Consider the following 26987-nt stretch of genomic DNA (forward strand, 5'->3'; position numbering starts at 1 on the left):
GACATTAGAATATTAAATTTATAACTTTACAAAAATATGGATATCGACATATTGCCAATAAATTATTTATTCATTACGAGAGTTCTATTTAAATTTCCTCAAATTCCTCAAACTCCTGATGTCTCTTTCTTTTTCTAATATATAGGATAATTATTATAACAACAATTACTCCTCCAATTATATACATTGGACTTAATGATTCCTCTTTTTTAACTTTTTCTACATGTATATTGAATGTCTCTGTAGCGTTATATGGGTTGTGATAGTCATCAAAGTATGTAACAGTTACCTTAATTGGAATATCCCCAAACTCCTTTATTTCAAAGATTGAAGTGTCATAATCATCTTCATCCAAATCTCCAATATACTTGGTATAATTCCTCCCATTTGCAGTTAAAGTCATTACACAATGCTTAATCTTTGTAGTTCCCCTATTTGCAATTCCAATAGTTATCTCTATATAATCTCCTTTATTTTTTACATCATCTAAATAAATATACGGCTGGTTTGCATAAATCTTCTTTACAACCCTTATATTTAAAGGAATTGTTGAATTATACTGCTTACCATCCTCCCCAACCCAAAATAAGTTTGCATTAATTGAGTATATGCCATCCTCAATTTCTGGAACTGCGTATATTTTTATAGGGATGATATATTGATTATTTGCTTTTAAACATCCAACAAAAATTAAACTTCCTCCTAAAATATTGATTTTATCATTTCCAATTAAATAAAGGTTTAAATATTTTGCATTTCCAGTTCCTACATTTTTTATGTCTAATTTTATAGTTTTTGTTTTTCCTGGAATTATTGAAGTATCATCTATATTAATTTCAAAGCTTGCTATTCCATAAACATGTAGATAATAGATTTTAGTTATTTCATAGTGGTGGCTTGTTTCTTTTCCATCCTCTTTATCAACTTCATCATAACTTACTTTTACGTCTATCCTATAATCTCTTGATGGGGCGTTTTCATCAACATGTAGTTTGAAATATACAGTGTCTGATTCTCCAGGATTTAAATGGCTGATTGTTGCTTTCCCCTTAATTGGATTAACCTGCCTCAACTCAAATGGATAGTGTGGAGTTACTTCAACAACTATGTTTTTAACTTCATTATCATAATTATCATTGTTTATCTTAATCCACAAATCCACATCATCCCCAGGATGAATAACATTCGGCTGATACTGAGGAGCATCTATTTGAATGGCAGATATTGAAGATAGCAAAATAAATCCAATTAAAATTATCAAAAGTTTCTTCATCATAATCCCCCACATAAATCTATATATAAAGCTTAAGCTTATATTTGTATATAAAGCTTTAGATGTTTTTTGGGGAAGTCTATGAAAGTTGATGATATAATTACTTTTGCATTTAAGAATATAAAGCAAAAAAGAACTCAGAGTTTATTGACGATTATTGGCATTGTAATAGGAGTTTTAGCAATGGTTAGCTTAATCTCTTTAGGATATGGTGTTCAAAATTACATACATGAGGAGATGATGAAAATGGGTTCTAATAAAATAACCATCCTGCCTATGAAACAGTTTGGCGTTCCTCCTTCACATCTATTTACAAAAAAAGAAATTAAAGCAATTAAAAATGTTAAAGGCGTTGATACAGTTATGTATGGTTGGTATGGAGGTTGTGAGATAGAATACAATGGAGAAAAGAAGTTTGTATCCTACTATTATGCAATCCCATCAAAATTAAGAGAGGTTTATAAGGATAGTGGTTACGATATTGAAGAGGGTAGATGGTTAGAGGATAATGACAAATATGCCTGTGTCATTGGCTATGGAACTGCCCATAACTTGTTTGATAGAGAGATAAAAGTTGGAGATGTAATAAAAATCAAAGATAAAAAATTCAGAGTTGTTGGAATTTTAAAGCAGATAGGAAATCAGCAGGATGATAATTCAATTATATTAAATATTGATGTTGGAGAAAAATTATTTGGAAATGAGGGGAAATATAACTTTATCTCCGTAACAGTTAAAGAGGGGGAGGATATAGAAAAAGTTTCAGAGGAAATTAAAAAAGCTTTAAAAAAATCTTTTGGAGATGAGGACTTTTCTGTTTTAACTGCTGAGCAGTTAGCAAAGACAGTTAGCTCAGTCCTTGGAGTAATAACTATATTTGTTGTTGGAGTTGCCGCTATATCTTTATTAGTTGGGGCTGTTGGAATCTCAAACACTATGCATATGAGTATTTTGGAGAGGAGGAAAGATATTGGAATATTAAAAGCATTGGGAGCAGAGACAACAGATATTTTAGCAATATTTGTTGTTGAGTCAGGATTTTTAGGTTTATTTGGTGGAATTGTTGGTTTAGTTTTAGGGATTTTATTGGCTGAGGTTATTGAAGCATTGGCTCACAAAATGGGTTATTTGATGGTTAATGCTTGGATTTCATGGGAGTTGATTGTTGGAGTTTTAATATTTTCATTCTTAGTTGGTGTCATAAGCGGTTATTTCCCAGCAAGAAGTGGGGCTAAGTTAAATCCAATAGAGACATTGAGGGGGGAATAATTTTGATAGAAGCTAAAAATGTATGGAAAATCTATGGTAAAGGGGAAGCAAAAACCATAGCTTTAAAAAATATTAATTTAAAAATTGAAGAGGGAGAGTTTGTAATGATAATGGGGCCGAGTGGATGTGGGAAATCTACCTTATTGAATATTTTAGCTCTCTTAGATACTCCAACAAAGGGGGAGGTTTATTATAAAGGGAGAAGAACAAGTTCAATGAGTGAAAATGAAAGGGCTATATTTAGGAGAAAGATTAGTGGATTTATATTTCAGCAATTCCACTTAATAAAAACATTAACAGCCTTAGAAAATGTTGAATTACCAATGATGTTAGATGAGAGAGATAAGAGTTATAGAAGGAAGAGGGCAAAAAAGCTTTTGGAGATGGTTGGTTTAGGAGATAGGTTGAATCATTACCCTCATCAATTGAGTGGAGGGCAACAACAAAGAGTTGCTATAGCAAGGGCTTTAGCAAACAACCCAAAAATAATATTTGCTGATGAGCCAACAGGAAATTTGGACAGCAAAAGTGGAATGGCTGTTATGAGTATCTTAAAAGGGTTGAATGAAAAAGGAATAACTATAATTATGGTTACACATGAGCAGGAATTGACAAAATATGCCTCAAAGATTATTAAGTTGAGAGATGGTGAGATAGTTGAAATAATCAATAAATAAAAAATTTAACTATTAAAATAATCAAATTAAATATGGGAACTATAAAGGAAACCTTTATATATAAGTTTCGCAGAGGTATGTTATGAGAACATAAAATAAAAATTTTAAAAATTAAAAAGAGGGGATAGAATGGCAGAAATGATAATTCCATACCCACAGCTTAAAAAGATAATGAAAACAACTTGTGAAATCGATTTGTATAAAACAGAGGCAGAGGACATAATGGATGTTGTTGAGAAGAAATTAGCAGATTTATTTGAAGTAGCACACAGAAATGCAAAGGAAGAGAATGCAAAAATCATAAAGATGAGGCACATCCCATTAACAAAAGGATTTTTAAACTCAATGGAGTTATTTAGAAGCGTTATTGAAGAGGAAAACATAGTAGCTGAAACAATTAAAAAGTATGTTATGAAAAAAATACCTGGAGACTTACCTTTGGATGACATAGTTGTTGATAACCTTCCATTAATAACAGGAACAATATTTATTGTAGTTGGTAGAGTAATTAAAGCGTTACATGAAGATATTGAGAGAATAAGAAAAGAGCATATTGAAGAAGCTAAGAAAGTATTAGACTACACATTATAATCGCTATTTTTCATTTTTTATTTTTTCAGTTCATCCAATCTATTTGCCCATCTCATTAAAATTTCTCTTGCTCTTTTAAGTTTAGAGTTGCTGTAGTCCAATAAAAATTTTAAGTAATTATTATCAACAAATATCTCCCCATCTTCTCCTATAGGGGTATCTACCTTATAAGTTGTTAAAATTTCAACAATAACTCTTTTATCTGAAATTGATTTTATGGAAGAGGCTTTTAATCCAGAGTGTATTGCTAATTCAAGCATCTTTTTTGCTGATTCTATATCTTTACATGCAATATGCAATATGGGGGAGTTCATAACAAAAACTATATAACCCTCTTTTTTGTTTTTTAAAGCGTTAAATAACTCATCATAAGAGGCATAGTGATGCCACTTCCCAAGCCATCTTGAATATAGCTTTGGATTCTTATCTTTGGGAATTTCCATTATTCCAACCCTACCAATACAGCTTGAGGTTGTGTAATAATTATCGATTTCATTGATTTTGTTTAGTATTGGAATTATCTCCTCATCAACTAAGCCCTCTCTTATAGCAAGTTCTAAATTCATTAATGTCCTCTTTTTATCCTCTAAAAACCCCATATTTTCACCTATATATTAATTAATATAACTGTGCAAATTTATGCCACTATAAAATCTTATGGATATAATTAGCGGATTTAAATTTCTATGTTTTTTATATTATAAAATTAATTATGTATAATTGTGGTTAAAACACCACACAACAATGAACAACCATTGAGGATAGTATGGCAGAGTTCGTTCCAGCAGAGACAATTGAAGTTGTAAAGAAAAACTGCCCAGAGTTTTATGAGGCTGTTGCCAATTTGCAGAAGGAGGTTTTCAGTGGGAAAAAATTAGATGAAAAGATGCAGAGATTGGTTTTGTTAGCGGTTGTTGCAACATTGGGGGATGAAAAAGCAGTTAAAAGACAGACAAAAAAGTTAATGGAAATGGGGGCAACAATTGAAGAGATTCAGGATGTTATGAAAGTTGTGTATATAGGAGCGGGTATGCCAAGATTTATAAAGGCAGTTGAGGCAATATTAGAAGTTGCTGGAGACCAGTGTTAATTCTACTCCATATTTTTTTATTTTATTTTTTAATATTATATCTATATATTTAAATATATAGATTAATGTTCTTACAAAAACAAATAATAAAGTTTTTAAACCCAAATAAACCAAATGAACATAAAAATTAAATTATAATCTATCAGATTCTCTAATAAATATTCATTGACTTGGTGTTATTATGATACCGATGATATATAAAGAGATGTGTCCTAACTGTAACGGAGAGATAACGAGTGAAAGGTTAGCTATAGGAGTTTGTGAAAAATGTTTAAAAGAAGAAAATGTTTTTGAAAAACTAAAATTATGTGAAAAACTTAGAGAAGAGAAAACTTTGAAAAATTTAAAAGATTATTGTATTATTTGGAATGAATTTAAAGAATTTGAAGAATTTGTAAAAGATTTAGGATTTGAACTTTTAAGTATTCAAAAGATGTGGGCTAAAAGGGTTTTAAAGAACAAGAGTTTTTCAATCGTAGTACCAACTGGAGTTGGAAAGAGCTTTTTTGGAATACTTATGAGCCTATTCTTAGCTAAGAAAGGGAAAAGATGTTATATAATTCTACCAACAACACTACTGGTTAAGCAAACTTATGAAAAAATATCCTCCTTAACAGAAAAAAATAACTTAAATATAAGAGTAGTTGCATATCATTCAGAACTCTCAACAAAGGAAAAGAAAGAGGTAAAGGAGAGGATTGAAAACAACGATTATGATGTTTTGATAACAACATCCAACTATCTAACAAAAAACATGCCAAAATGCAAATTTGACTTTGTATTTGTTGATGATGTCGATGCATTGTTAAAAGCATCTAAAAACATTGACAGAACTTTAAAGTTGTTAGGATTTGATGAAGAGATAATAAATGAGGCATATAAAATCATCTACCTAATAAAGATTGGAAAGATAGAGGATGCAATGAAAAAGAGAGAAATTTTAAAGAAAAAAATATCTAAAATAAAGCATGGCTGTTTAATAATTGCTTCTGCAACTGGAAAGAGTTATGGGGATAGAGTTAAGCTTTACAGAGAGCTTTTAGACTTTGAAATTGGATTTGGAATGAATAAGCTTAGGGATGTTGTTGATATCTACGACGAGGAATTTAGCAAAGAGAAGATTTTGGAGTATATAAAATTATTTGGTTCTGGCGGAATTGTGTTCGTTTCAATTGACTACGGAGTTGAGAAAGCCCAAGAGATTGAAAAATATCTATTAGAAAATAATATCAAGGCAAAATTAATCCATTCAAAGGATAAGAAGGGATTTGATGATTTCAGAGAGGGAAAGATTGATGTTTTGATTGGAGTGGCATCATACTATGGTGTCTTGGTTAGAGGTTTAGACATGCCGGAAAGGGTTAGATATGCTATCTTTTATGGCATTCCGAAGTTTAAAATTAGATTAAAGGAGTATATAAACAGCTTAAAGGAGAAGGGAGAGTTAAAAGAAGATATTAACATAGAAGGAAAGACTGAGGAGGAAATTAGGCAGATAATAACTGAGAAATTAAAGATAAAGAACTTCTCTCTAAGGAAGGAGGATGATGAATATCTATTGTTAATTCCAGATGTAAAAACCTATATCCAAGCATCTGGAAGAACTTCAAGGATGACAGAGTTTGGTTTGACTAAAGGGGCAAGTATTGTATTGGTGGATGAGAAAGAGATTTTTGAAGCCCTCAAAAAGTATATGCTCTTTATGTATGAGAGTGAATTTAAAAGAATAGATGAGGTAAACTTAGAGGAGCTAATTAAAAAGATTGATGAAGATAGGGAGAAAATAAAAGTTGGAAGAGCCAAAGGAAAAGTCCCAGATTTGCTAAAATCTGTCTTAATGGTTGTAGAAAGCCCTAATAAGGCAAGAACTATAGCAAACTTCTTTGGAAAGCCCTCTGTTAGAAAGATAAACAACAGAAATGTCTATGAGGTTTGTATTGGAGATTTAAACTTGATTATAACTGCGAGTGGAGGGCATGTATTTGATTTGGTTACAAAAGAGGGTTTCTATGGGGTTAAAATAGAAAATAACTTGTATATTCCAATATATACATCAATTAAAAAAGTGAATGGAGAGCAATTTACCGACCAAAAGGATTTGGAGGAGTTGATAAAGCAGTTAATGGAGAAAGGAGAGAGAGTAAATGCAATGGATGCTAAGGAGAACATAGAGATTATTAGGGAGATAGCCGATGAGGTTGATGCAATATTCATAGCAACCGATATCGATACAGAGGGAGAGAAGATAGGATATGACATAGCCATAAATGCCCTCCCATTCAATAGAAATATCTACAGAGTAGGATTTAATGAGATTACAAAGAGGGCAATATTAAAGGCAGTTGAATCATTTAAAAAAGGAGAAGAACTTAGCTTAGATGAAAATAAAGTTAAAGGACAGGTAGTTAGAAGGATAGAAGATAGATGGATTGGATTTAGGTTGAGTCAAAAGCTTTGGGAGGTATTTAATAAAAACTACCTCTCAGCTGGTAGAGTTCAAACACCAGTGTTAGGATGGATTATTGAGAGATACAATGAACATAAAATAAAAGTCCCTTATCTATCTCTAAAATTGGAAAATGACATATATATTGGAAAGATTTGGGAAGATGAGTTTGATAAGGATGAGGTTGAAGTTGAAGTTAAAGTTTATGAGAAGGAGATTCCTCCATTACCTCCATTCACAACAGACACATTGTTAGAGGAAGCTACAAAGAGATTTGGATTAAGCACCGATGAAATAATGTCTATAGCTCAAGAGCTTTTTGAGTTAGGGTTATGTTTAACTCCAGATACCTATGTTGTGTTAGGGGATGGAAGAATTGAAACAATTGAAGACATTGTTAATGCTAAGGAAAGAAATGTTTTATCATTAGATTTAGATAATTTATCAATAAAAATAGATACAGCCATTAAATTCTGGAAATTGAGATATAATGGAAACCTAAGTAAAATTACTCTTTCGAACAATTATGAGCTAAAGGCAACTCCAGACCATTGCTTATTGGTTTTAAGAGACAATCAACTAAAATGGATTCCTGCAAAAGATATTAAGGAAAATGATTACATTGCAATGCCATTTAACTATAAAGTTGAAAGAAAGCCAATCTCCCTATTAAATCTTCTGAAATATTTGGATATTACTGATGTATTAATAGAGTTTGATGAAAACTCCACAATATTTGAAAAAATAGCTGAATATATTAGAAACAATATTAAAACAAGCACAAAATACAAATATCTAAGAAATAGAAGAGTCCCGTTAAAATATCTAATTGAGTGGAATTTTGATTTGGATGAGATTGAGAAAGAGGCAAAATACATATATAAAAGCGTTGCAGGAACTAAAAAAATTCCATTGTTTAAGTTAGATGAGAGGTTTTGGTATTTTGCAGGTTTGGTATTGGGAGATGGAAGCATTCAAGATAGCAAAATTAGAATTGCACAAACACCATTAAAGGATGTTAAAAGCATATTGGATGAGACATTCCCATTCTTACACAATTGGATTTCTGGTAACCAAGTGATTATTTCAAATCCAATTATTGCTGAAATTTTGGAAAAATTAGGAATGAGAAATGGAAAATTAAACGGAATTATCTTCTCTCTCCCAGAAAGTTATATAAATGCATTAATTGCTGGATATTTTGATACAGATGGATGCTTCTCCCTACTTTATGATAAAAAGGCAAAAAAACATAATTTAAGAATGGTTTTAACATCAAAAAGAAGAGATGTTTTAGAAAAGATAGGCATTTATCTAAACTCAATTGGTATTCTAAATACTTTACACAAAAGTAGAGAAGTTTATTCCTTAATAATAAGCAATAAGTCCTTAGAAACCTTTAAGGAAAAGATTGCGAAATATTTAAAGATTAGAAAAGAGGCATTTATAAATGGTTATAAAACATATAAGAAGGAGCATGAAGAAAGATTTGAATGTGATTTATTGCCAGTAAAAGAGGTATTTAAGAAATTAACATTTGAAAAGGGAAGAAAGGAAATTCTAAAAGATAGCAAAATACACATTGAAAATTGGTATAAAGAGAAAACAAATAACATCCCAAGAGAAAAATTAAAGACAGTGCTAAGATATGCAAATAATTCAGAACATAAAGAGTTTTTAGAAAAGATTGTTAATGGAGATATATCCTTTGTTAGAGTTAAAAAAGTAGAAAATATTCCTTATGATGGATATGTCTATGATTTAAGCATTAAACATAACCAAAACTTTATATCAAATGGAGTTATCTCACACAATTGCACATATCACAGAACCTCTTCAACAAGAGTTTCATTGGATGGGATGAGAGTAGCAAGAGAGTATCTAAAACTAAACAATTTAGAGGATTATTTAAAAAATAGAGAATACTTTATGGAAGGAGCTCATGAATGTATAAGACCAACAAAACCAATGAATACCGATGAGTTAATAGAGTTTTTAAAGGAAAATAACATAAAGCTAACTAAAAATCATATAAAAGTTTATGATTTGATATTTAGAAGATTTATAGCCTCTCAGATGAAAGAGGCTGTTGTTGAATATGAAGAGATTTATATAAAAGATTTAGATGAGAAGGTTGAGGGATATGTTGATATAAAGTTTGATGGTTGGAGTAGAATTTATAATCTAAAATTAAAAAAGCTTCCAAGGATTGAAAAGAGCAGTTTAAAAGTTTTAGACAAAAAACTTAGAAAGATTCCAAAAGTTCCATTGTATGATGAGGGAGAGGTTGTTAAGTTGATGAAAGAGAGGGGTATTGGAAGACCTTCAACCTATGCCCAAATTATTAAAAAGCTGTTAGATAGGGGATACGTAGTTAAAAGTAAAGATAAGAATAAGTTAATCCCAACAAAGCTGGGAATTGAAGTCTATAATTATTTGATAAACAATTATCCTCACTTAATATCTGAAGAGAGAACAAGGGAGTTGGAGGAGATTATGGATAAGATTGAAAATGGAGAAGTTGATTACATAGAAGTGCTAAAAGCTTTACATGAGGAGATTTTGAGTATAAGATAGTGAATTATCCAACGTAGTTCAGTAGCATTTTCCCTTTTTCACTTATTCTTATATATTTTGACTTACCTATTTTTTCTGGTTTTTCTATCAATTCCAATTCTAAGAGTTTTTCAACAACATTTTTATTAACCCAAACCAAATCACTCTGCCCAGTAGAACTAACTGAACTCCTACACTTTTTCCTCCAAGTAATAATCTTCTTCAAATCATCAACATCACTCCCAACGACCTCCTTTAACTCTCTAACTAAATTCTTCATTTTTTTAACAGATGAGTTGCTAACAGATTCCTTTCTCTCCACTGCTTTAATTAACTCTTTTATACTCTCATTATCATTTAAATCCACGTTTAAAAACTCTTCTTTTGTTAAAATACTAAGTTCTTTTATAGTTAATCCTCTATTTCCAGCCCTGCCAATGAACTTCAAAAATATTAGCAACTCTTCCCTTGGCAAAGTTACTTCAAATGGATAGATTAGCTTAACACCTCTAACGCCAAAACTTCTTGGCAAATAAGGGCAGTTATATTTACTTTCATATTCTTTTTTTAATTCTTCCTTTTCTTTTTCAGAGAGGCCATCTAAAGATTTCTCTGGCATTACATAATATGGAATAATCCTTGAATTTTCCTTATTTAATATCATTGCACAGGTTATGCCAGCAATACACCCAATTGTAGAGCCAGAAGATACGTTAATATAGAATTTAACATCTCCAAATTCTTTTCTCTCATGAGCTATAATTAACTTCATCTTTTTAACAATATCATCTAAATCAAACAAATCTGCCTCTACAATCTCATAATTAACCCGCTTTTCTTCAAACTTTTTAATAATAACATTTTTAAATGCTTTTCCTCGTTTTGAATCATTATTTCCAGGTTTGCAAATTAAATAAACTTTTTCAGCCCTCCTCATTATTGGAACTTCTGTAATTCTATCTACTTCATAACCTTGAACTGCTATATGAACTCCACCTCTTATTTTCTCTAAATCATTTGTCATTTTACTCACCTTTAGTAAGGACAGTAACTACATTAAGGTTACTAAGATAGTAAGTATTATTTATACTCTCTCATATTAAATTATTCATGAGCATTACAAAACCAAAGTTGTGATACTATGGAGTATGTGTTTGTTTATGGGAGTTTAAGAAAGGGCTTCTGGAATCATGAACCATATTTAAAAAACTCTAAATTCATTGGAAAAGGAAAAACTAAGGAAAAATACGCTATGTATGTCAATATCATCCCCTATGTTGTTGAAAATGAAAAAATCTCTCATATCGTTGGGGAAGTTTATGAGGTTGATGAAAAAACGTTAAAAAGAATTGACTGCCTTGAAGGACATCCTGATTATTATAGAAGAAAGAAAGTTTCGATAATTTTAGATTCTGGAAAGGAGATAGAGGCTTGGCTTTATTTTTATCCAGAATCTTGTGGAATTCTGGTAGAATCTGGAGATTATAAGGATTATAGGGGATAAGCATGTGTGAGTTGCTTGGAATTTGCTTTAATAAGAAAGTTAATGTTGAGTTATCATTAAATAGCTTTAAGCATAGGAGTGAAGATCATCCAAATGGTTGGGGGATTGCATTTTATCCAGATGGGTTTGTTAGGGTAATAAAAGAGCCGATTAAAATGAATGAAGCTTTATTAGCTGAATGTGTCAGATGGACTAAGATAAAATCAAATATATTCATTGCCCACATAAGAAAGGCAAGTGCTGGAAGTGAATCTTACGTAAATACCCATCCATTTGTTAGAAAATTAGAAGATAAAGAAATAGCATTTGCTCACAATGGAACTCTACTTGGATATGAGGATTTAGAGCTTGATGGCTATTATCCAATTGGAGAGACGGATTCGGAGTATGTATTCTGCTATTTATTATCTCAAATTGAAAAGAGGGAGATTGAGTGGAATAAAGAGGGTTTTGATGAGATGTTGGATATACTGCTTGATATTAATTACTATGGAGCTTTTAATTGCTTATTCTCCGATGGAGAGTATTTATTTGCCTATAAAGATTATAGAGGGAGGAGAGAGTTGCATTTCCTAAAGAGAAAGCCACCTTATGGAAGAATTAGATTGGAGGATGAGGATTATATTATAAACTTAGGAGATGTTAAAAGTGTGAGAGAAGAAGGGTTTATTATAGCTACAAATCCTCTAACTAATGAAGATTGGAAGTCTTTTGAAAATGGAGAACTTATGGTGTTTAAAAATGGGGAAATGATTTACTCTAATAAGAGATTGACAGATTTGGAATTGAAAATCTTAAAAATCCTTAGAGAAAGTCCCCATAGAGTCAGTTTAAAGAAAATAATTGAAAATCTTGAGTATTTATCCAGAAATATAAGACATGATGCTTCCGTTGTGAGAATTGGGATTAGAAGTTTGTTGGATAAGGGATATATCAAGCAAGATAGTAGAGACACTGTCAATTGGGATGATTTAGAGGCAACATTTTATACTAAACCAGAAAAGAGGGTAGAGATTGATAAAAGGCTTAAAGGATTTAGATGGAGAAGAAATAGGATAATTATGAGTTAATTTAATAATAGAATTGAGGTGATGGCGATGAATGAAATAGAACTAATGCAAATTAAAGATTTTGTAAAAGACATGGATAAAAATCAACGAATTGTGTATTATGAGCAGAAGAAAAAGAGTGTCGGTATTGCAGTATTGCTTAGCTTCATAATTCCAGGAGCAGGGCAAATGTATCTTGGAAGGGTTGGAAAGGGAATAATATTGTTATTAACATGCTGGCTTATTATACCATGGATTTATAGCATTTATGATGCCTACAAGTCAGCAAAGGATTACAATGCCCAACTTTATTCAATAATCTTCAGCAAAGATGATTAATTTTTAATTTTTTGGAGGAGATTTGATGATATTGGATTTAATTGAACTCATAATAAGTGTAATGGTTATAATATTCCTGATAGCGTGTATTTTCTTTATTATAGGAGGGATAATGTTTTCAGTCTTGTGTATTGGGATGATAATTGATGGATTAATCTCCTCTAACTTTGGAGAGGTAGGAATGGGAGTATTTGCACTTGTGGTAACGGTATTTGCATTATTGATGGTTTTTACTATGTTGGGTATGCTGTTCGATTTCTTAAAGGACTGAATATTCGGTGGCAGTATGGGATTTCTAAAAATAATGTTAAGAATTTTTTGCTGGTTTTTTGCGACGTTGGTGTTGTATTCTATAGCTCCATTATGGCCGTTATATGGAATCATTGGAGTGCCAGTAATTCTACCACGCCTTATATTTAAAGACAAAAAGAAGTGTCTAACAACAACATCCACACTACTACTCCTTGTCATATTTCTTCCTGAATTGCTGATTCTTATTGGATTTCTGATATTTCCTATTGTTATGGGCTATTACATCTCTAAGGAATTGGTGAAGTAAAATGGTGAAGCTTATGAATTTGTGGAGTGAGAGGATTAAAGATAGGGAAGTTGTTGAAGTTATTGGCTGTGAGAGAGTGCCATTGAATGAAACGTTGAATGAGATTGTAGTATTATTTGACGAATATACAAAAAGAGGGGATTATAAGGTAGAGATATTTGATGATGTCTTTAATTATTATCATAATAGAATTTTAACTAATGATGAGTTTATTGATGGTGTTGCAAGAATAAAATTGGGATTGGACACAAGAAATCATGCTAAAGAGTGGTTATTGGAAGTAGTAAATTGGTTTGCTGGTAATAGATATAATTTAAGAGATGAGGAGATAAAGTTAGGGAATAGATTGAGAGATTGGATGAATATTGGAGTTTCTTTAGTAATTCCTAAAGAGTTAAAGCCAAAGTTTGATGAGTTTTATAAAATGGCTAAAAAATTTGATTGGCAAGTAGAAATTAGGAATGAGATGATATTTAAGACAACTTTAAATGGTAAGGAAGTTTATACTTTTATATTGATGGGGGATGTGGTTAATGAGAGGTTAGATAACATCTTAGATGGTGGAGGAGTTTTTGATTTAGGGAAGAGGGTTGTTTGTGATGATGAGTGGTTTAGTGGGTGGTTAGTTAGGGATATTGATGTTAATAAAAATATAATGGAAGTGTTGGGCATGTTGAGTTTGAAAAGCCAGGAAATTCTGGATATTTCAGTGGAGAGTGCTTTAATAAGAAGGAAAAATATAAAGACAAAAAGTATGGTAGTAAAATTGGTAAAAGTAAAAAATCTAATCCAACTATTGAAAAGAAAAAAGAAAAGTGGGCTGAATTGCTTAGTATAATCTTTGGTTCAAAACCTCGTGAAGACGAAATCGACAGTGTAGATAGATACATGACAAAACTATTCCTTCGCATAATTTTCATTCCAGATTACACTAACAAAATACATGATTTGAGTGAAAATGTTTCTAAAAATATTAAAAATCTTATCATGGAATTAAAAAGTGGAAATATATTTGAAATTAACAAAATTCTGGATGATTTAGAATATAATATTTACACAATTGATGATGAGTCTTTAACAATCAAAGAGAGAGTTTATAATGCAGTTGAGATAATATTTAAGGTAGTATCTAACGAAATACTAAGAACGGAAAGCATAGATGACAAAGAATTAGAAATTATTAAAAAACTGCATGAATTAGTGGTGTTAACTGATAAAGTCCTTAGAATTACTTACAATTCACTTAATAGAAGTTTAGAAGATATTAATAGCTATAGAAGGATTATAGCTAATAACAATCTTCCAGATGACATTATTCGTAGGTTAAACATAATAAACGCCTACATTGAGAAAATTAAGAGTGATATATTAAGTATGAGAGAAAATGAGCAAAGAGTATTGATTATTTGCCTATCAAAGTTTTATAATTTATATTTATCAAAAGATAAAAAAGAAAGAGAAAAATTGGCAGATGAAATTAAAAATTTAATAGAATATCTATATTTTGATTGGTATTATGACTTTATTGATAACATTGGAGAATATGAGTTTAAGTTTATAAAAAATATAGCCGCTATGTGTTTGCTATATGATTATACAAAAGAATTGGAGAAAGATGGTAGTAAAGAGATGTTTAACCATGTAATTTTCAAAATTTTGAGAAATGGAGGTTTTAAAGTTAAAGAGTATGATATTATTGAGACATTGTTGAATATTAGGGAAAATTTACCTAAATCATCTAAGATAGATGTTAGATACTTTGATAAGGAGTTAATAAAGATTATTAGAGGAATTGTTAGAGAATCAAAAAAGGATGTGTTTTATAATAATATGAAGAGGTTGAAGGAGTTTGTTGAAGAGCTAAGAGAGATGGAAAAGAAATTAAGTGAGGCTAATAATATAACTCTACATGATTTGAGGAAATTGGGGTTTAATGATATGTTTCTTTGATAATTATTAGGTTTGTTTATATAGATAATAAGATTGTAAAATACTTTAATAAATAAAAGTTAAAAAATATAAATATTACTTCTACTTAATATTAAAATAAAGCTGAGGTGGTATCATGAGAAATTTAATATCTTTGATAGCGTGGCATGATTCTGGATGGAATGGTAGAGTTTGTAGAAATCCAAAAGAAAATAAATATTGTGAGAGCTTTGGATATGTGATAAGAAAGAGAAAGTATGAATTTTGTGTAAATAATCCAGATGCTAATTTAGGAAATTCAAGAGAAAGAGCATGTAGTGAAGCAATAGTATTTTGTAAAGGGAAAGTACAGGAGCATAACATAAGATTTCCAGCAATATTTTATGTTGATAGAAAAAACAGAAATGAACATGAAATAAAAATGATAAAAAAAGAAATTGAAGAACAATTAAGAATGATTAACGGAAAATACGCAATACTTTATGTTAGAGAAAATCCTTTATCTGAAAATAGAGTAATAGTCGGATGTGTTAAAATAAAGGAAATAATAGATGGTAGCAAGGATTACATTAGAAAAAAACAGAGTCCTAATAGAGTAGGAAGAGGCATTGTTTTTGATGTAGAGAATGATGTAATATTTGCTTTACCTTATCAAGAACTCTTAGAATACTGCAAAAATAAAAATAAAGAAATTGAAGAAATTCTAAAAGAATTTAATTTAATTTTTGAAGTTGGGGACTTTGAAAGATACTTTAAAGGCATGTCTAACTTTATATCCGATGAGGTGGCAGTCCAAATTCTTAAAAAAGGGCTTGAAATTGTTGAGGAATTCAATAAATTTAGAGAAGAAAATCAGGACTTTGATAAATACTTAACTGATGAGAATATAGCATTTAGACCTCATGTTATGAAAAAGTTTGATGAATTCGCTGAAAATATAAAAAAGGTTATTGCAGAACTTGAAGGTAGTAAATATAAATATCCTGGACTTCCTGGAGTTCTTTATTTCTTAGGAATGGAAGATGCTTACTCAAGATATATTGAACTTTGGAAAAATGAAGGAGAAAAAGGAGAAGAGAAACTTTATAATGCATTAATTGAAAGTTTAGAAAATAGAAAAGAAAATTTAGAGTTTGGAATTACAAAAAAGGTTATAGACAAATTTATAGCACAGAAGGAAGAGTTTAGAGAGTTTTTAAAAAATTATGCTGTTTATTATGAGTTATCTGCATTTAAACTTGAAAAAATTAAGGAACAATATGAAAAAGAATTTATTAATTTAGATAACATAATAAAAAATCCATACATTTTGGTTGAGGATTTAAAAGAAAATGATAGTTTTGAAAGGATAATATTTGAAGAGCTTGACTCATGGGAAAGAAGAAGATTGGGGGATAAATTTAATCCTTACAGTCCATATAGAGTTAGAGCTTTATTGGTTGAAATTCTAAAAAGGCATTTAAGTTCAGGAAACACTACAATTTCAACAAAAGACCTTAAAGATTTCTTTGAAAAAATGGATAAAGACATTGTAAAGATAACTTTTGATGAATTTTTAAGGATAATTGAGGAATATAAAGACATAATATCTGAAAAAGTTGAAATAGTCAAAAAAGAAGTTAAAAATAATGAAAATAAAGAAATTATTGAATTATTTACCCTAAAAGAAATTAGAGAATATGAGGAGATAATTGAAAATACCATAAATTATCTCTTAAAGTCGAAAGCTCCAAATATTGATTTGAATCCATTAGAAATTAGAGAAAAATTAAGAATAAAAAACGAAAATAAAAAACCAGCGGGAGTTGATAATGAAGAATATGAAAAAGCTTTAGATATGCAAACTGAGGCAGTTGTAAATCTACTTAAAAATAGAGTTGGAATATTAACAGGACCAGCAGGCACTGGAAAAACAACGGTCATAAAAACAATTATGGAATTAATGAAGGAAGTGCTTGGATTAAATAAAATCTACATATTAACACCAACTGGAAAGTCAGCAATGGTCGTTAATGAAAAATTAAATAATTTAGCAACTGCAAAAACAATACATAGATATATTGCAGAGGAATTTAAAGATTATTTTGAGGGAGATAATTATTTCATCCTTAGATTGGATAAAATAACTGGTAATGACAAGAAAGAAATTGATGCTTTAATTATAGATGAATCATCAATGGTAGATATTGAAACAATGGGAAGATTATTGGGAACAATAAAATTGGATAATTTGAAGTATTTAATATTTGTTGGAGACATTAACCAATTGCCACCAGTTGGTGCTGGAAAACCTTTCTATGACATTTATAACTATTTAGAAAAAGTTAATCCACAATCAATATGTAAATTGGAAATTGTCTTAAGGGCTGACTCTAAGAAGATTGTTGAACTTTCAAAATTGTTTTTAGATATTGATAAAGAAGAAAGAATAAAAATTTTGAATGAAATGTTTAAAAATAAAGAAACTTTAGGAGATAATGAAATCTATAGGATTAAAGAGAATATTGGTGGCATAGAAAAGGAAATAATAACAATAGAAGTTGTTAAAGATGGAAACATTAAAAAATCGTTAGAGAATGCTATAGAAACCATACTAAAAGAAAATAATACAGAAGATTTCTTTGACTTTGCAGTTTTTAATGATAAATTACAAATTTTAGTTCCAACAAAAACTAAGGGAGAATTTGGTTCATATATGATTAATTTATTCATAAAACAGGAATCAAAGTTTATTCCAGACAAATATAAAAATAAAATGTTGGAGAATTGGTTTTTTGGAGATGGTAAAGTTGCAGATAAAGTTATACAAATTAGAAACAATTACAAAAAATGGGTTTATGATACTGAAAGAAGGAAATGGGTAAAAGAACATGGCGTATTTAATGGAATGATGGGTTTCGCCTACACTTTCAAAAAATGGAACAAATACCAGAAAAAATATGAAAATAAAACCATTATAAGGTTCTACTATCCAAAAATAGAAGCATATACAGATGAAAAAGAAATGGAACATGCCTATGCAATAACAATTCATAAAAGTCAAGGTAGTGGATTTGAAAATGTCATCTTAATAATTCCAAAAGGATTGAACAAATTTGTCTCAAAAGAAATGCTATATACTGCAATAACAAGAGCTAAAAAAAGATTGTATGTTATTGTTGAAGAAGAGCTTAAAAACTTCTTAGAAACAAATATTTCTGACTTAGCAAGGAGAAAAACTAATCTCCTTGAAAATTTTAACATTTCATATTTAGTTCCTTATATTGAAAATAGACAAATTATAACAATAAATGGGGAAAAAGTTAGAAGTTGGCAAGAATGTGTATTGGCAAATCTCTTCCATGAGGTAGGAATAGAATATATTTATGAACTACTATCAGAATATTTAAAAATTGGAGTTCTTCCTGACTTCAAATTAAATATAAAAAATAGAACAATTCTTTGGGAACATTATGGTATGTTAGAAAATGAAAAGTATAGAAAAAGACAGAAAGAAGAAAAAGAACCCATATATAAACAAAATGGATTTGAGATAATTAAACTCTCAGAAATTAATGAAAATACTAAGTTGGGGGACAAGGTTTTAATTATTTCAACATCTGAGGATTTAAAAAATAATAGTCAAGTATTGGAAAAACTAAAAACTCTGCAACAAATTTCTTAAACTTCTAAAAATGACATTATGATTTATTCTTTTATAACAAATCCCTTAAAATTCTAAATCCTAATCCAATATCTAATGATTTTAAAACCTTTATAGATAAAGATGCCTGCCTATCCATATCTCCATGCTTATTTATATAATCAATCAAATCACTTTTTGATAATTTCTCAATGATTTTATCTAAAGTATCGTTTCCCAGCTTTAAAAACAATTTTCTAACTCTCAAACCATTTTTTATCTCACTTCCAAATGTTTCTTTCCATCTTTTATCATAAAGCTCTAAATTCTCTATATCCTCATTTAAATATTTACTAATAACCTCACCTGCTATCTTTCCACCCATTGCTCCAAAATACAACCCTCCCCCACTTAGAGGCTTTACATGACAGGCAGCATCTCCAACTAATAAAACATTATCTTTAAAGGTTTTATCTAAATAACCAATTGGTAAAGAGCCAGTAGAAAATTCTGTTATTGTAGCATTTTTTAATATCTCCTTAGCTATTTTATTTTCATTTATAAATCTTATAAGCTTGTTGTAGCAGTTTCCTCTATCTATCAAACCAACCCTAACCCTATCCTTCCCCATTGGAATAATCCATGTAAAAAATCTCTCTGAATATTTTCTATCCAAGAAAATATAAACAAAATCATCATCTACCTCAGCATTGACCATTTCAAATTGACAGCTTGATAAAATCTCTCTATTTTTGTTATTTACTAAGCCCAATTTTTTGCCAGTTATTGTTTTAGCTCCATCAGCACCAACAATAATTTTTGGATTTAGGGTTATTTTTTCTCCTAAGTGGGTTATTTCCACTTTATAACCATTTTTATCTTTCTCAATTTTTCCATAAGCTTTTAATAAAAAATCGCATTTTTTTGCCGCTCTAATGGCTATATCTTTATCCATAACCTTTCTCTCAAAAATGTAAGCTCTAATTCCCTCATTGCCTATTTTTACCATGCTATTTTTGGAATATATATAAGCTCCTCTAACTTTATTAACTACTCCTTTAGGATTACCAAGCTCCTTAACCCCATTTTTGCTAATTAAGCCAGCACACTGCAAAGGAACACCTATAGATTGATGCTCTTCAACAATCAAAACCCTACCATTTTTTATATACTCTCCAGTTATACAGCCAACCGGCCCTCCACCGATAATCACAACATCGTAATCGTTTCTATTCACATTACCACCAAAAAATTTATATGCTTTCTAAATGTAAAGTTTAGTGTCTGTATATCCAGATATTAAAAACTAAAAGATTGGTGGGATTGTGAATATTGTATTATTTCTCGGCTATTTATCTATTCTTTTTGCTGGAGGTGCCATAATAGCAAAAATTGCTAAAAAGATTGGCATACCTGATATTCCTCTATTACTAATATTTGGTCTCATACTTTCTATACTAAATGTAATCCCAAAAAATATTGTTGAAAGCTCCTTTGATTTTATTGGAAACTTTGGATTAATTATATTGTTGTTTATTGGTTCATTTGAAATGGAATGGAACATTATGAAGAGAGTATTGGATGTTATAATAAAACTCGATATACTGGCTTTATTAATTGTTTGGATTATATCTGGAATAGTATTTAACTTTGTCTTTCATCTTCCAATCTTATCATTGATTGGATTGCTATTTGGGGCTATCGTTTCGGCTACTGACCCTGCTACATTAATACCAATATTCTCAAGCATGGATATTGATCCAGAAGTAGCAATAACCTTAGAAGCAGAGAGTGTTTTTAACGACCCATTAGGGATTGTTGTAACACTTATATGTTTATCAGCCCTTGGTTTAGCTAAAGCTGAGAATCCAATTCTTGAATTTTTCTCATTAGCTGTTGGTGGGATAATATTGGGGGTTATAGCAGGCAAGTTCTATGAAATTATTATCTCAAAAATTAAGTTTGAGGACTATATTGCTCCATTTACTTTAGGATTGGCTATTGCCTTTTGGTATTTTGCTGAGGGAATTTTCCCATCAATAACTGGCTATGAAATTAGTGGATTTATGGCAGTGGCTATAATGGGATTATATATTGGAAACGTCATAGTGCATAAAAAAGAACATAAAAAAGATATGGAAAAGGTTGCAGTGTTTATGGATGAACTCTCCATATTTATCAGAATATTAATCTTCGTATTATTAGGGGCAAGTATCTCAATCCCATTATTAGAAAAATATGCACTCCCTGCATTTTTATGTGCATTGGGTTCTATACTTTTAGCAAGACCTGTTGGTGTTTTGATAGCTACAGCTATTCCACCAATTAGACCACTTACTGAAAGGATATATTTAGCTTTAGAAGGGCCGAGAGGGGTAGTTCCAGCAACGTTAGCAGCAATGGTTTATACAGAGATTATGAAACATCCAAACATAGTTCCAAAAAATATAGCAAGCTTAATGCCTCCAACAGAACTCGCTGGAACTATATTAGTAGCAACCTTTATGACAATAATAGTCAGTGTTGTCTTGGAAGCCTCATGGGCAAAACCATTAGCAAATATATTATTGAAAAGAAAGACCTCAACCTCCTAATTTCAATTTTTAAATTTTTAATTCAAAATTTAACTTATATTTTTATATTCTTATTTTATATTCTTATTCTGATATCTTTACCTTATCTTTTTAATTTTATTGATATTTAAAAACATAATAGTAATAAATTATTTGAATGTGAAACTATGATTTATATAGTTGGAATTGGACCAGGAGATAGAGAATATTTAACTTTAAAAGCAATAAAAATTGTTGAAAATGCTGATTTGGTTGTTGGTAGTAAAAGGGCTTTAGAATTATTTAATATAGATGAAGATAAAAAAATAACTCTAACAAAAAACTTAATTGGAGAGTTAAAAGAGCTAATAAAAAATGAAAATATAAAAAATAAAAAGATTGCCATATTATCAACTGGAGACCCATGTTTTAGTGGATTATTAAAAACATTATTAAAGATTGGAGCTAAAAAAGAAGATATTGAAGCTATCTCTGGAATTTCATCTATACAAATAGCAGCTGCAAAATTAAAAATCTCCTGGGAAGATTATTATATAATAACACTCCACGGAAAAGAAGAAAATAGGAAAAAGCTTTTAAATTTGATAAAAAATCATGAGAAAGTTATCTTCTTACCAAACAATTTGAAAGAGGATGCGAAGTTTTTAATAAATAATGGTATAAATCCAGACACAAAAATTTGGGTTTTAGAAAATCTAACTTATGAAAATGAAAAAATTAGCTTAAAATCTTTAAAAGAAATAGCTAATGGAGATTTCTCTTATTTAACAGTTTGTGTTTATGAGGGAGACGAAGAGATTTGAGTGAGGACAGTTAATGATACTTTAAGTTTTGATCAACCTTTTACTAAAAGGTTGGAGAGGAGAGGATGATTAGGGAACTATTATTAATAGGTGTTGGAGGATTTTTTGGAGCTATTTTTAGATATTTAATCAGCGGGATTGTTCCAGTAAAGTTTGGATTACCAACAGGGACATTAGCAGTTAATTTAATAGGTAGTTTTATCTTAGGATTTTTGTTATACTGCTCTTTATTCGCTCCAATACCAACTGAATATAAATTATTCATTGGAACTGGATTTTGTGGAGCTTTAACAACCTTTTCAACATTTTCTTATGAAACCTTTGTCTTAGTTGATGAAGGATTATTATTTAAAGCTCTACTAAATATATTAATCAATGTAGTTGGCTGTTTGATTATGGTTTATTTTGGTAGGGTTTTAGCTTTAGCTATCTTTAGGTAGGTGAAATAATGATAAAGGCAAAAATCTTAAAAATTTATTTAAGGGAAGGAGATAAATTTGAAGGAGAGTTGATGTATAAACATATTATGAAAATACTAAAAAGGGAGGGGATAAGTGGGGCTACTGTCTATAAAGGAATATGTGGTTATGGAGTTAGAGGAGTAGCTGAGTTTGACATATTTAGGCTATCTGTAAATCTCCCAGTGATTATTGAATGTGTTGATATTGAAGAAAATATAAATAGGGTTTTACCTAAGTTATATGAAGTTATAAAAAATAACGGATTGATAATAATAACTGACTGTCATGTATATAAAGGTGAAACTTATGAGTAATGCATTAGAAAAAATAAACAATTTTTTCAAAGAGAAAAGCTGGATAAAGGTATTTTTAATTATTTTGATGTTGATGTTTGTAAGTTTTCAGTTGAGGGCTCAAACAGCGGATATGAAATTTGCCCAAGATAACGAATTTTTAAAAGATATGTTTTCAGATGAACATGGAAGGATGTATCTTTTAGCGTTAGACCCTTACTACTACTTAAGATTAAGTGAAAATCTCTACAATAACGGACACTGTGGGGATACAATAAAAGTTGTTGATGGAAAAGAAACACCTTATGATTTATATCAATACGCTCCTCCAGGACATCCACTGCCTTGGGAACCACCAGTTATCTGTTTAGCAACATTAGCTATCTACTATATATGGCATTCTATTGATTTGACTGTAACCATTATGAATGCTGCCTTCTGGGTTCCAGCAGTGTTGGGGATGTTGTTGGGAATACCAATTTATTTCGTGGTTAGGAGAGTTACAAATAGTAACATTGGAGGGATAGCTGGGGCTATAGCCCTAATATCGGCTCCTGGTTTATTATACAAAACATGTGCTGGATTTGCAGACACACCAATATTTGAAGTTCTACCAATACTCTTTATAGTTTGGTTTATTCTTGAGTCAATACACAGCCAGGAAAAAACTGCATTATTTAAAAAGGATTTAAAGAATCCTATTTCTTTATTCGTAATCGCTGCATTAATAATCGAGTTAATAATTGGAGCTTACTTAAATATCGCTTCAGGAGAAAGTGTAGTTATCGCTTCAATATTATTTTATACAGTATCTTTAGCATTTATTTTAGCAGGTTTAATAATAGCAGGAATTAAAAAATTGAAAGGTAATGAATTAGAGTTTGAATTATTTGCTTTATTGGCTGTAATATTAACAGCTGTGTCTCCAAAAATGTGGGGAGCTTGGTGGTATGGATTCGATGTAATAACCGCTTTCTTAGTAATATATATCATCGCCTTAGCATTATTAAAATCACAGGTAAAAATAAAAGAGTTTATTAATATTGGAAACCTTAAAAACATTGTCTATCTATCCATATTTTACATATTTGGGTCATTTGTATTATTGGTAGCAATATATGGTATGGGGATAGCAATTTCACCAATTACTTCACCTCTGGGTTATAACCAAATACTTTCAACTTACACTCAAACAACTGGTTGGCCTAACGTTTATACAACCGTTGCAGAGCTTGCAAAACCAAGCTCATGGAGTGAGATATTTACAAATGCCATTGGTTCAGATACAATAGCAATTGTTGGAATACTTGGGATACTTTTATCATTCTTATCTTTAAGATATGAAAAAGTTAAGTTGGATATAAAATATTCTATATTATTGGCTATTTGGTTAGCAGTAACTTTATATGCAGCAACAAAAGGAATTAGGTTTGCAGCTTTAGCAACTCCTCCATTGGCAATTGGTTTAGGGATATTTGTTGGGCAGTTAGAGAGATTCTTAAAAATGAAAAGCGATATTGCAATATTTGGTATTGGCATCCCTGCTGGAATATTTGGATTATTAATACTTTCAAAATACTCTGCAAAAATCTCTCAAATACTATTACCAACGACTTATGTTCCTATAATTGCCTATGGATTTTTAATTGTCTTAGCCCTATTAGCTATCTACAAAATATCTGATATAATCTCAACATTAAATGACAAAAAAGAAACAATAATAAAAGTTTCTACATTACTACTTTGCATTGGAGTCGTTATACCTCCATTATCTGCCGTAGTTCCATTTTCTGTTGCCCCAACCTTCAACAACGGATGGAAAGAAGGTTTAGATTGGATAAAGGCAAATACTCCAAACAACTCAGTTATAACCTGCTGGTGGGATAACGGGCACATCTACACTTATGAGGCAAGAAGAATGGTAACATTTGATGGAGGTAGTCAAAACTCTCCAAGAGCTTACTGGGTAGGAAGAGCTTTTGCGACATCAAACGAAAATCTATCTATCGGAATAATTAGGATGTTAGCAACAAGTGGAGATGAAGCATTTAAAAAAGGCAGTGTTCTAATGAACTTCACTCACAACAATGTCTCAAAGACAGTTAAGATATTGAATGAAATATTGCCAGTAGATAGAAGTAAAGCTTATGATATATTAACTAAAAAATACGGGTTGAGTGATAAAAAAGCAAAATTAGTTCTAAATGCAACCCATCCAGAACATCCAAATCCAGATTATTTAATAACATACAACAGAATGACAGATATTGCCCCAGTTTGGAGTATGTTTGGATTCTGGAATTTCTCTCTACCACCAAACACTCCAAATGACAAGAGGGAAAAAGGAGCGTTCTTTAAAGGAACTGCCTACTATTTAGGAAATGGAACAATCTTAGCAAATGTAAATGTCTATACATATAGTTATGTCACATTAATAAATAGTACTAACATTTCAACAGCAATTGTTCAAAAAATAAATGGACAAGCAAAAATCATTGGAACATTTAAGATACACAAGTTGTATATTAAAACACCTTTGGGAGTTAAGGAACTTGTATTAAATAAAGATGGACAGTTATCAGAGTTTATTAGAATAGAAGCAGATGGAAGAGGGTATGCCTGGTTAGCAACAAGAAACTTAGAAGATAGTATCTACGCTAAATTACACTTCTTAGATGGTTATGGATTAAAGCATATAAAGCTGGTTAAAGCTACAATAGACCCAACAGACTTTGGCATTCAGCCAGGATTTAAGATTTATAAGGTAGATTATGGAACTGATTATCTAAAATAAACTTTTTAAACTTTGATGAGTTAATAAATATCGAACAGCTCTCCCAAGGTTATTCTTTTATCTGTCTTGACTAACTCTGGAATTTTTCCTTTAATTCCTACCTTATCTTTTACAACAACAAAAATTCCATCTATTTTTTTTATTTCATCCGCTTTTTCTAATGCATTGTTTATCATCTCTTCTTCATCTCTTCCTCTTGAAGCATTACATATAGCTGTTGCTGCAGCGTCCGCTATAGCAGAGCTCTTAGCAAAGACAGTAACAGCATCAGCCTCTCCAAAGCTTACTGAATGACCTACAGTTGCTGAAGAAGTGCAAACACCATAGATATTTTTAATCTTCTCTTTTTTTAATCTAAATCCAACTTCTCCAGTAATCTTTGAATTTCCAGCATATAGGCCAATAATAACGTCTTTTTTAGCCCTTAAGCAGATATCTCCACCATTTTCAGCAATGATGTTTTTGGCATTGAGATTTTTAATTAACATCTCAGCTATTGCACCAGCAACACTTGCCATGGGTCCTACATTGGCAATTTCTCCAGCTATAGCCATTAATCTTACGATTTCTGGGGCATCATCTTCTACATCAACTGGAAAATATGATGTTAAAAAATAGGGATTTTTTAATATATACCTCTCTAACTCTAATCTATTTTTTAAAATAATCTCCTCCGCCTTTTTAAAATACCCTTTATCATCAACCTTTAAGAGTATATTTGTCTCTTTTATTATAATCCTTTTTTTGAACCACATAATAATCCTTAAAATTATTTTATTTCAAAAATTCTCTGTAATATCTCTCTGCTATATCTCCAAACACTGGAAATTTATATCTTTCCCCATTGTAGGCTTTAATCATCCCAACAATCCATAGGATAATTATGGCTATGTTTATTAAAGTGGAAGCTACCCATCCAATTATTGGAATTGCAGATACAATTATGGCAATTAAATTTAAACTTAAAAAGGTTATAAATGACTGCATAGCGTGAAATCTAATAAAATCATCTTCCCTCTCTAACAACAAAAATATCAATCCACTAATCCAAAATAACAAATAGCATAAAACTCCCTCCATATTCCTATCCAATCCCAAAGCCATCAATCTCACCAAAAAATTTAAGAGATAGCTTTTCAAAATATTTTGGAATAAATGA

24 protein-coding genes are annotated in these 26987 nt (G+C 30.5%); 18 read left to right on the plus strand and 6 right to left on the minus strand.

Going from position 1 to position 26987, the window contains the following annotated elements:
* Positions 1-88 precede the first annotated feature (88 nt).
* Positions 89-1276 (minus strand): COG1361 S-layer family protein, encoded by a 1188-nt coding sequence (locus MJ_RS08045; protein ID WP_244409420.1) that lies wholly within the window; start codon positions 1274-1276, stop codon positions 89-91.
* Positions 1277-1354: 78 nt separating this feature from the next.
* Here MJ_RS08045 and MJ_RS08050 point away from each other — a divergent pair, with 78 nt between their 5' ends.
* The 3 genes from MJ_RS08050 (at position 1355) to MJ_RS08060 (ending at position 3810) form a co-directional block, all read left to right on the plus strand.
* Positions 1355-2542 (plus strand): ABC transporter permease, encoded by a 1188-nt coding sequence (locus tag MJ_RS08050; RefSeq protein ID WP_064496851.1) that lies wholly within the window; start codon positions 1355-1357, stop codon positions 2540-2542.
* Between the two features lie 2 nt (positions 2543-2544).
* Positions 2545-3219 (plus strand): ABC transporter ATP-binding protein, encoded by a 675-nt coding sequence (locus tag MJ_RS08055; RefSeq protein WP_010871031.1) that lies wholly within the window; start codon positions 2545-2547, stop codon positions 3217-3219.
* Between the two features lie 129 nt (positions 3220-3348).
* Entirely contained in the window at positions 3349-3810 is a 462-nt protein-coding gene (locus MJ_RS08060) for a DUF1931 family protein (RefSeq protein WP_010871032.1), read from the plus strand.
* 17 nt (positions 3811-3827) lie between these two features.
* Here the strand turns inward: MJ_RS08060 and taw3 are convergent, their stop codons facing one another.
* Positions 3828-4409: a tRNA(Phe) 7-((3-amino-3-carboxypropyl)-4-demethylwyosine(37)-N(4))-methyltransferase Taw3 gene (taw3, locus tag MJ_RS08065; protein WP_010871033.1), complete on the minus strand. Its 582-nt coding sequence runs from the start codon at positions 4407-4409 to the stop codon at positions 3828-3830.
* A gap of 167 nt (positions 4410-4576) precedes the next feature.
* Here taw3 and MJ_RS08070 point away from each other — a divergent pair, with 167 nt between their 5' ends.
* Complete coding sequence (locus MJ_RS08070) at positions 4577-4900, plus strand: carboxymuconolactone decarboxylase family protein (protein WP_010871034.1); 324 nt, start codon at positions 4577-4579, stop codon at positions 4898-4900.
* Positions 4901-5081: 181 nt separating this feature from the next.
* Positions 5082-9923 carry a reverse gyrase gene (gene rgy, locus MJ_RS08075; protein WP_010871035.1) on the plus strand — a complete coding sequence of 1614 codons (4842 nt, stop codon included), beginning with the start codon at positions 5082-5084 and terminating at the stop codon, positions 9921-9923.
* Positions 9924-9927: 4 nt separating this feature from the next.
* Here the strand turns inward: rgy and MJ_RS08080 are convergent, their stop codons facing one another.
* On the minus strand, positions 9928-10926 hold the full coding sequence (locus MJ_RS08080) for an HFX_2341 family transcriptional regulator domain-containing protein (RefSeq protein ID WP_064496853.1): 999 nt from the start codon (positions 10924-10926) through the stop codon (positions 9928-9930).
* Positions 10927-11043: 117 nt separating this feature from the next.
* Between MJ_RS08080 and MJ_RS08085 the strand changes: the two genes are divergently transcribed.
* From MJ_RS08085 to MJ_RS08120, 8 genes are all read left to right on the plus strand, one after another.
* A complete protein-coding gene (locus MJ_RS08085) occupies positions 11044-11406 on the plus strand; it encodes a gamma-glutamylcyclotransferase family protein (RefSeq protein ID WP_010871037.1) in 363 nt (120 codons plus the stop codon).
* A gap of 2 nt (positions 11407-11408) precedes the next feature.
* Positions 11409-12476, plus strand: a complete 1068-nt coding sequence (locus MJ_RS08090; RefSeq protein WP_010871038.1) for a class II glutamine amidotransferase — start codon at positions 11409-11411, stop codon at positions 12474-12476.
* A 27-nt stretch (positions 12477-12503) separates the two neighbouring features.
* The gene (locus MJ_RS08095) at positions 12504-12794 is read left to right on the plus strand and encodes a TM2 domain-containing protein (protein WP_064496854.1); all 291 of its coding nucleotides are present in this window, start codon (positions 12504-12506) and stop codon (positions 12792-12794) included.
* 25 nt (positions 12795-12819) lie between these two features.
* The gene (locus tag MJ_RS08100; protein WP_064496855.1) at positions 12820-13065 is read left to right on the plus strand and encodes a hypothetical protein; all 246 of its coding nucleotides are present in this window, start codon (positions 12820-12822) and stop codon (positions 13063-13065) included.
* Positions 13066-13080: 15 nt separating this feature from the next.
* The gene (locus tag MJ_RS08105; RefSeq protein ID WP_064496856.1) at positions 13081-13353 is read left to right on the plus strand and encodes a hypothetical protein; all 273 of its coding nucleotides are present in this window, start codon (positions 13081-13083) and stop codon (positions 13351-13353) included.
* Positions 13354-13366: 13 nt separating this feature from the next.
* Positions 13367-14191: a hypothetical protein gene (locus tag MJ_RS08110; protein ID WP_162484769.1), complete on the plus strand. Its 825-nt coding sequence runs from the start codon at positions 13367-13369 to the stop codon at positions 14189-14191.
* Complete coding sequence (locus tag MJ_RS08115) at positions 14179-15303, plus strand: hypothetical protein (protein ID WP_010871042.1); 1125 nt, start codon at positions 14179-14181, stop codon at positions 15301-15303. Before MJ_RS08110 ends, MJ_RS08115 begins: the two co-directional genes overlap by 13 nt.
* 115 nt (positions 15304-15418) lie before the next feature.
* Positions 15419-18946 carry an ATP-dependent DNA helicase gene (locus tag MJ_RS08120; RefSeq protein ID WP_010871043.1) on the plus strand — a complete coding sequence of 1176 codons (3528 nt, stop codon included), beginning with the start codon at positions 15419-15421 and terminating at the stop codon, positions 18944-18946.
* A gap of 31 nt (positions 18947-18977) precedes the next feature.
* Here MJ_RS08120 and MJ_RS08125 read toward each other — a convergent pair whose 3' ends face one another.
* Entirely contained in the window at positions 18978-20141 is a 1164-nt protein-coding gene (locus tag MJ_RS08125) for a geranylgeranyl reductase family protein (protein WP_010871044.1), read from the minus strand.
* A gap of 88 nt (positions 20142-20229) precedes the next feature.
* Here MJ_RS08125 and MJ_RS08130 point away from each other — a divergent pair, with 88 nt between their 5' ends.
* From MJ_RS08130 to MJ_RS08150, 5 genes are all read left to right on the plus strand, one after another.
* The gene (locus MJ_RS08130; RefSeq protein ID WP_010871045.1) at positions 20230-21498 is read left to right on the plus strand and encodes a cation:proton antiporter; all 1269 of its coding nucleotides are present in this window, start codon (positions 20230-20232) and stop codon (positions 21496-21498) included.
* Between the two features lie 146 nt (positions 21499-21644).
* A complete protein-coding gene (locus tag MJ_RS08135; protein ID WP_010871046.1) occupies positions 21645-22280 on the plus strand; it encodes a cobalt-precorrin-7 (C(5))-methyltransferase in 636 nt (211 codons plus the stop codon).
* Between the two features lie 65 nt (positions 22281-22345).
* On the plus strand, positions 22346-22720 hold the full coding sequence (gene crcB / locus MJ_RS08140; RefSeq protein WP_010871047.1) for a fluoride efflux transporter CrcB: 375 nt from the start codon (positions 22346-22348) through the stop codon (positions 22718-22720).
* An 8-nt stretch (positions 22721-22728) separates the two neighbouring features.
* Complete coding sequence (locus MJ_RS08145) at positions 22729-23055, plus strand: DUF190 domain-containing protein (RefSeq protein ID WP_010871048.1); 327 nt, start codon at positions 22729-22731, stop codon at positions 23053-23055.
* Entirely contained in the window at positions 23048-25828 is a 2781-nt protein-coding gene (locus tag MJ_RS08150) for a dolichyl-diphosphooligosaccharide--protein glycosyltransferase subunit STT3 (protein WP_064496858.1), read from the plus strand. Before MJ_RS08145 ends, MJ_RS08150 begins: the two co-directional genes overlap by 8 nt.
* A gap of 20 nt (positions 25829-25848) precedes the next feature.
* Here the strand turns inward: MJ_RS08150 and MJ_RS08155 are convergent, their stop codons facing one another.
* Positions 25849-26583: a UPF0280 family protein gene (locus MJ_RS08155; protein WP_010871050.1), complete on the minus strand. Its 735-nt coding sequence runs from the start codon at positions 26581-26583 to the stop codon at positions 25849-25851.
* A 19-nt stretch (positions 26584-26602) separates the two neighbouring features.
* The gene (locus MJ_RS08160) at positions 26603-26932 is read right to left on the minus strand and encodes a DUF4870 domain-containing protein (protein ID WP_064496859.1); all 330 of its coding nucleotides are present in this window, start codon (positions 26930-26932) and stop codon (positions 26603-26605) included.
* Positions 26933-26987 lie beyond the last annotated feature (55 nt).

Source organism: Methanocaldococcus jannaschii DSM 2661 (assembly GCF_000091665.1).
Classification (GTDB): domain Archaea; phylum AGJL01; class Methanococci; order Methanococcales; family Methanocaldococcaceae; genus Methanocaldococcus; species Methanocaldococcus jannaschii.

Excerpts from the sequence above, each read along its gene's own strand:
- MJ_RS08085 (WP_010871037.1), top strand. The coding sequence starts at position 11,044 with ATGGAGTATGTGTTTGTTTATGGGAGTTTAAGAAAGGGCTTCTGGAAT.
- MJ_RS08155 (WP_010871050.1), bottom strand. The coding sequence starts at position 26,583 with ATGTGGTTCAAAAAAAGGATTATAATAAAAGAGACAAATATACTCTTA.
- rgy (WP_010871035.1), top strand. The coding sequence starts at position 5,082 with ATGATACCGATGATATATAAAGAGATGTGTCCTAACTGTAACGGAGAG.
- MJ_RS08120 (WP_010871043.1), top strand. The coding sequence starts at position 15,419 with ATGAGAAATTTAATATCTTTGATAGCGTGGCATGATTCTGGATGGAAT.
- MJ_RS08110 (WP_162484769.1), top strand. The coding sequence starts at position 13,367 with ATGAATTTGTGGAGTGAGAGGATTAAAGATAGGGAAGTTGTTGAAGTT.
- MJ_RS08090 (WP_010871038.1), top strand. The coding sequence starts at position 11,409 with ATGTGTGAGTTGCTTGGAATTTGCTTTAATAAGAAAGTTAATGTTGAG.
- MJ_RS08045 (WP_244409420.1), bottom strand. The coding sequence starts at position 1,276 with ATGATGAAGAAACTTTTGATAATTTTAATTGGATTTATTTTGCTATCT.
- MJ_RS08145 (WP_010871048.1), top strand. The coding sequence starts at position 22,729 with ATGATAAAGGCAAAAATCTTAAAAATTTATTTAAGGGAAGGAGATAAA.
- crcB (WP_010871047.1), top strand. The coding sequence starts at position 22,346 with ATGATTAGGGAACTATTATTAATAGGTGTTGGAGGATTTTTTGGAGCT.
- MJ_RS08095 (WP_064496854.1), top strand. The coding sequence starts at position 12,504 with ATGAATGAAATAGAACTAATGCAAATTAAAGATTTTGTAAAAGACATG.
- MJ_RS08150 (WP_064496858.1), top strand. The coding sequence starts at position 23,048 with ATGAGTAATGCATTAGAAAAAATAAACAATTTTTTCAAAGAGAAAAGC.
- MJ_RS08080 (WP_064496853.1), bottom strand. The coding sequence starts at position 10,926 with ATGACAAATGATTTAGAGAAAATAAGAGGTGGAGTTCATATAGCAGTT.
- MJ_RS08160 (WP_064496859.1), bottom strand. The coding sequence starts at position 26,932 with ATGGCTTTGGGATTGGATAGGAATATGGAGGGAGTTTTATGCTATTTG.
- MJ_RS08135 (WP_010871046.1), top strand. The coding sequence starts at position 21,645 with ATGATTTATATAGTTGGAATTGGACCAGGAGATAGAGAATATTTAACT.
- MJ_RS08105 (WP_064496856.1), top strand. The coding sequence starts at position 13,081 with ATGGGATTTCTAAAAATAATGTTAAGAATTTTTTGCTGGTTTTTTGCG.
- MJ_RS08050 (WP_064496851.1), top strand. The coding sequence starts at position 1,355 with ATGAAAGTTGATGATATAATTACTTTTGCATTTAAGAATATAAAGCAA.
- MJ_RS08060 (WP_010871032.1), top strand. The coding sequence starts at position 3,349 with ATGGCAGAAATGATAATTCCATACCCACAGCTTAAAAAGATAATGAAA.
- MJ_RS08100 (WP_064496855.1), top strand. The coding sequence starts at position 12,820 with ATGATATTGGATTTAATTGAACTCATAATAAGTGTAATGGTTATAATA.
- taw3 (WP_010871033.1), bottom strand. The coding sequence starts at position 4,409 with ATGGGGTTTTTAGAGGATAAAAAGAGGACATTAATGAATTTAGAACTT.
- MJ_RS08070 (WP_010871034.1), top strand. The coding sequence starts at position 4,577 with ATGGCAGAGTTCGTTCCAGCAGAGACAATTGAAGTTGTAAAGAAAAAC.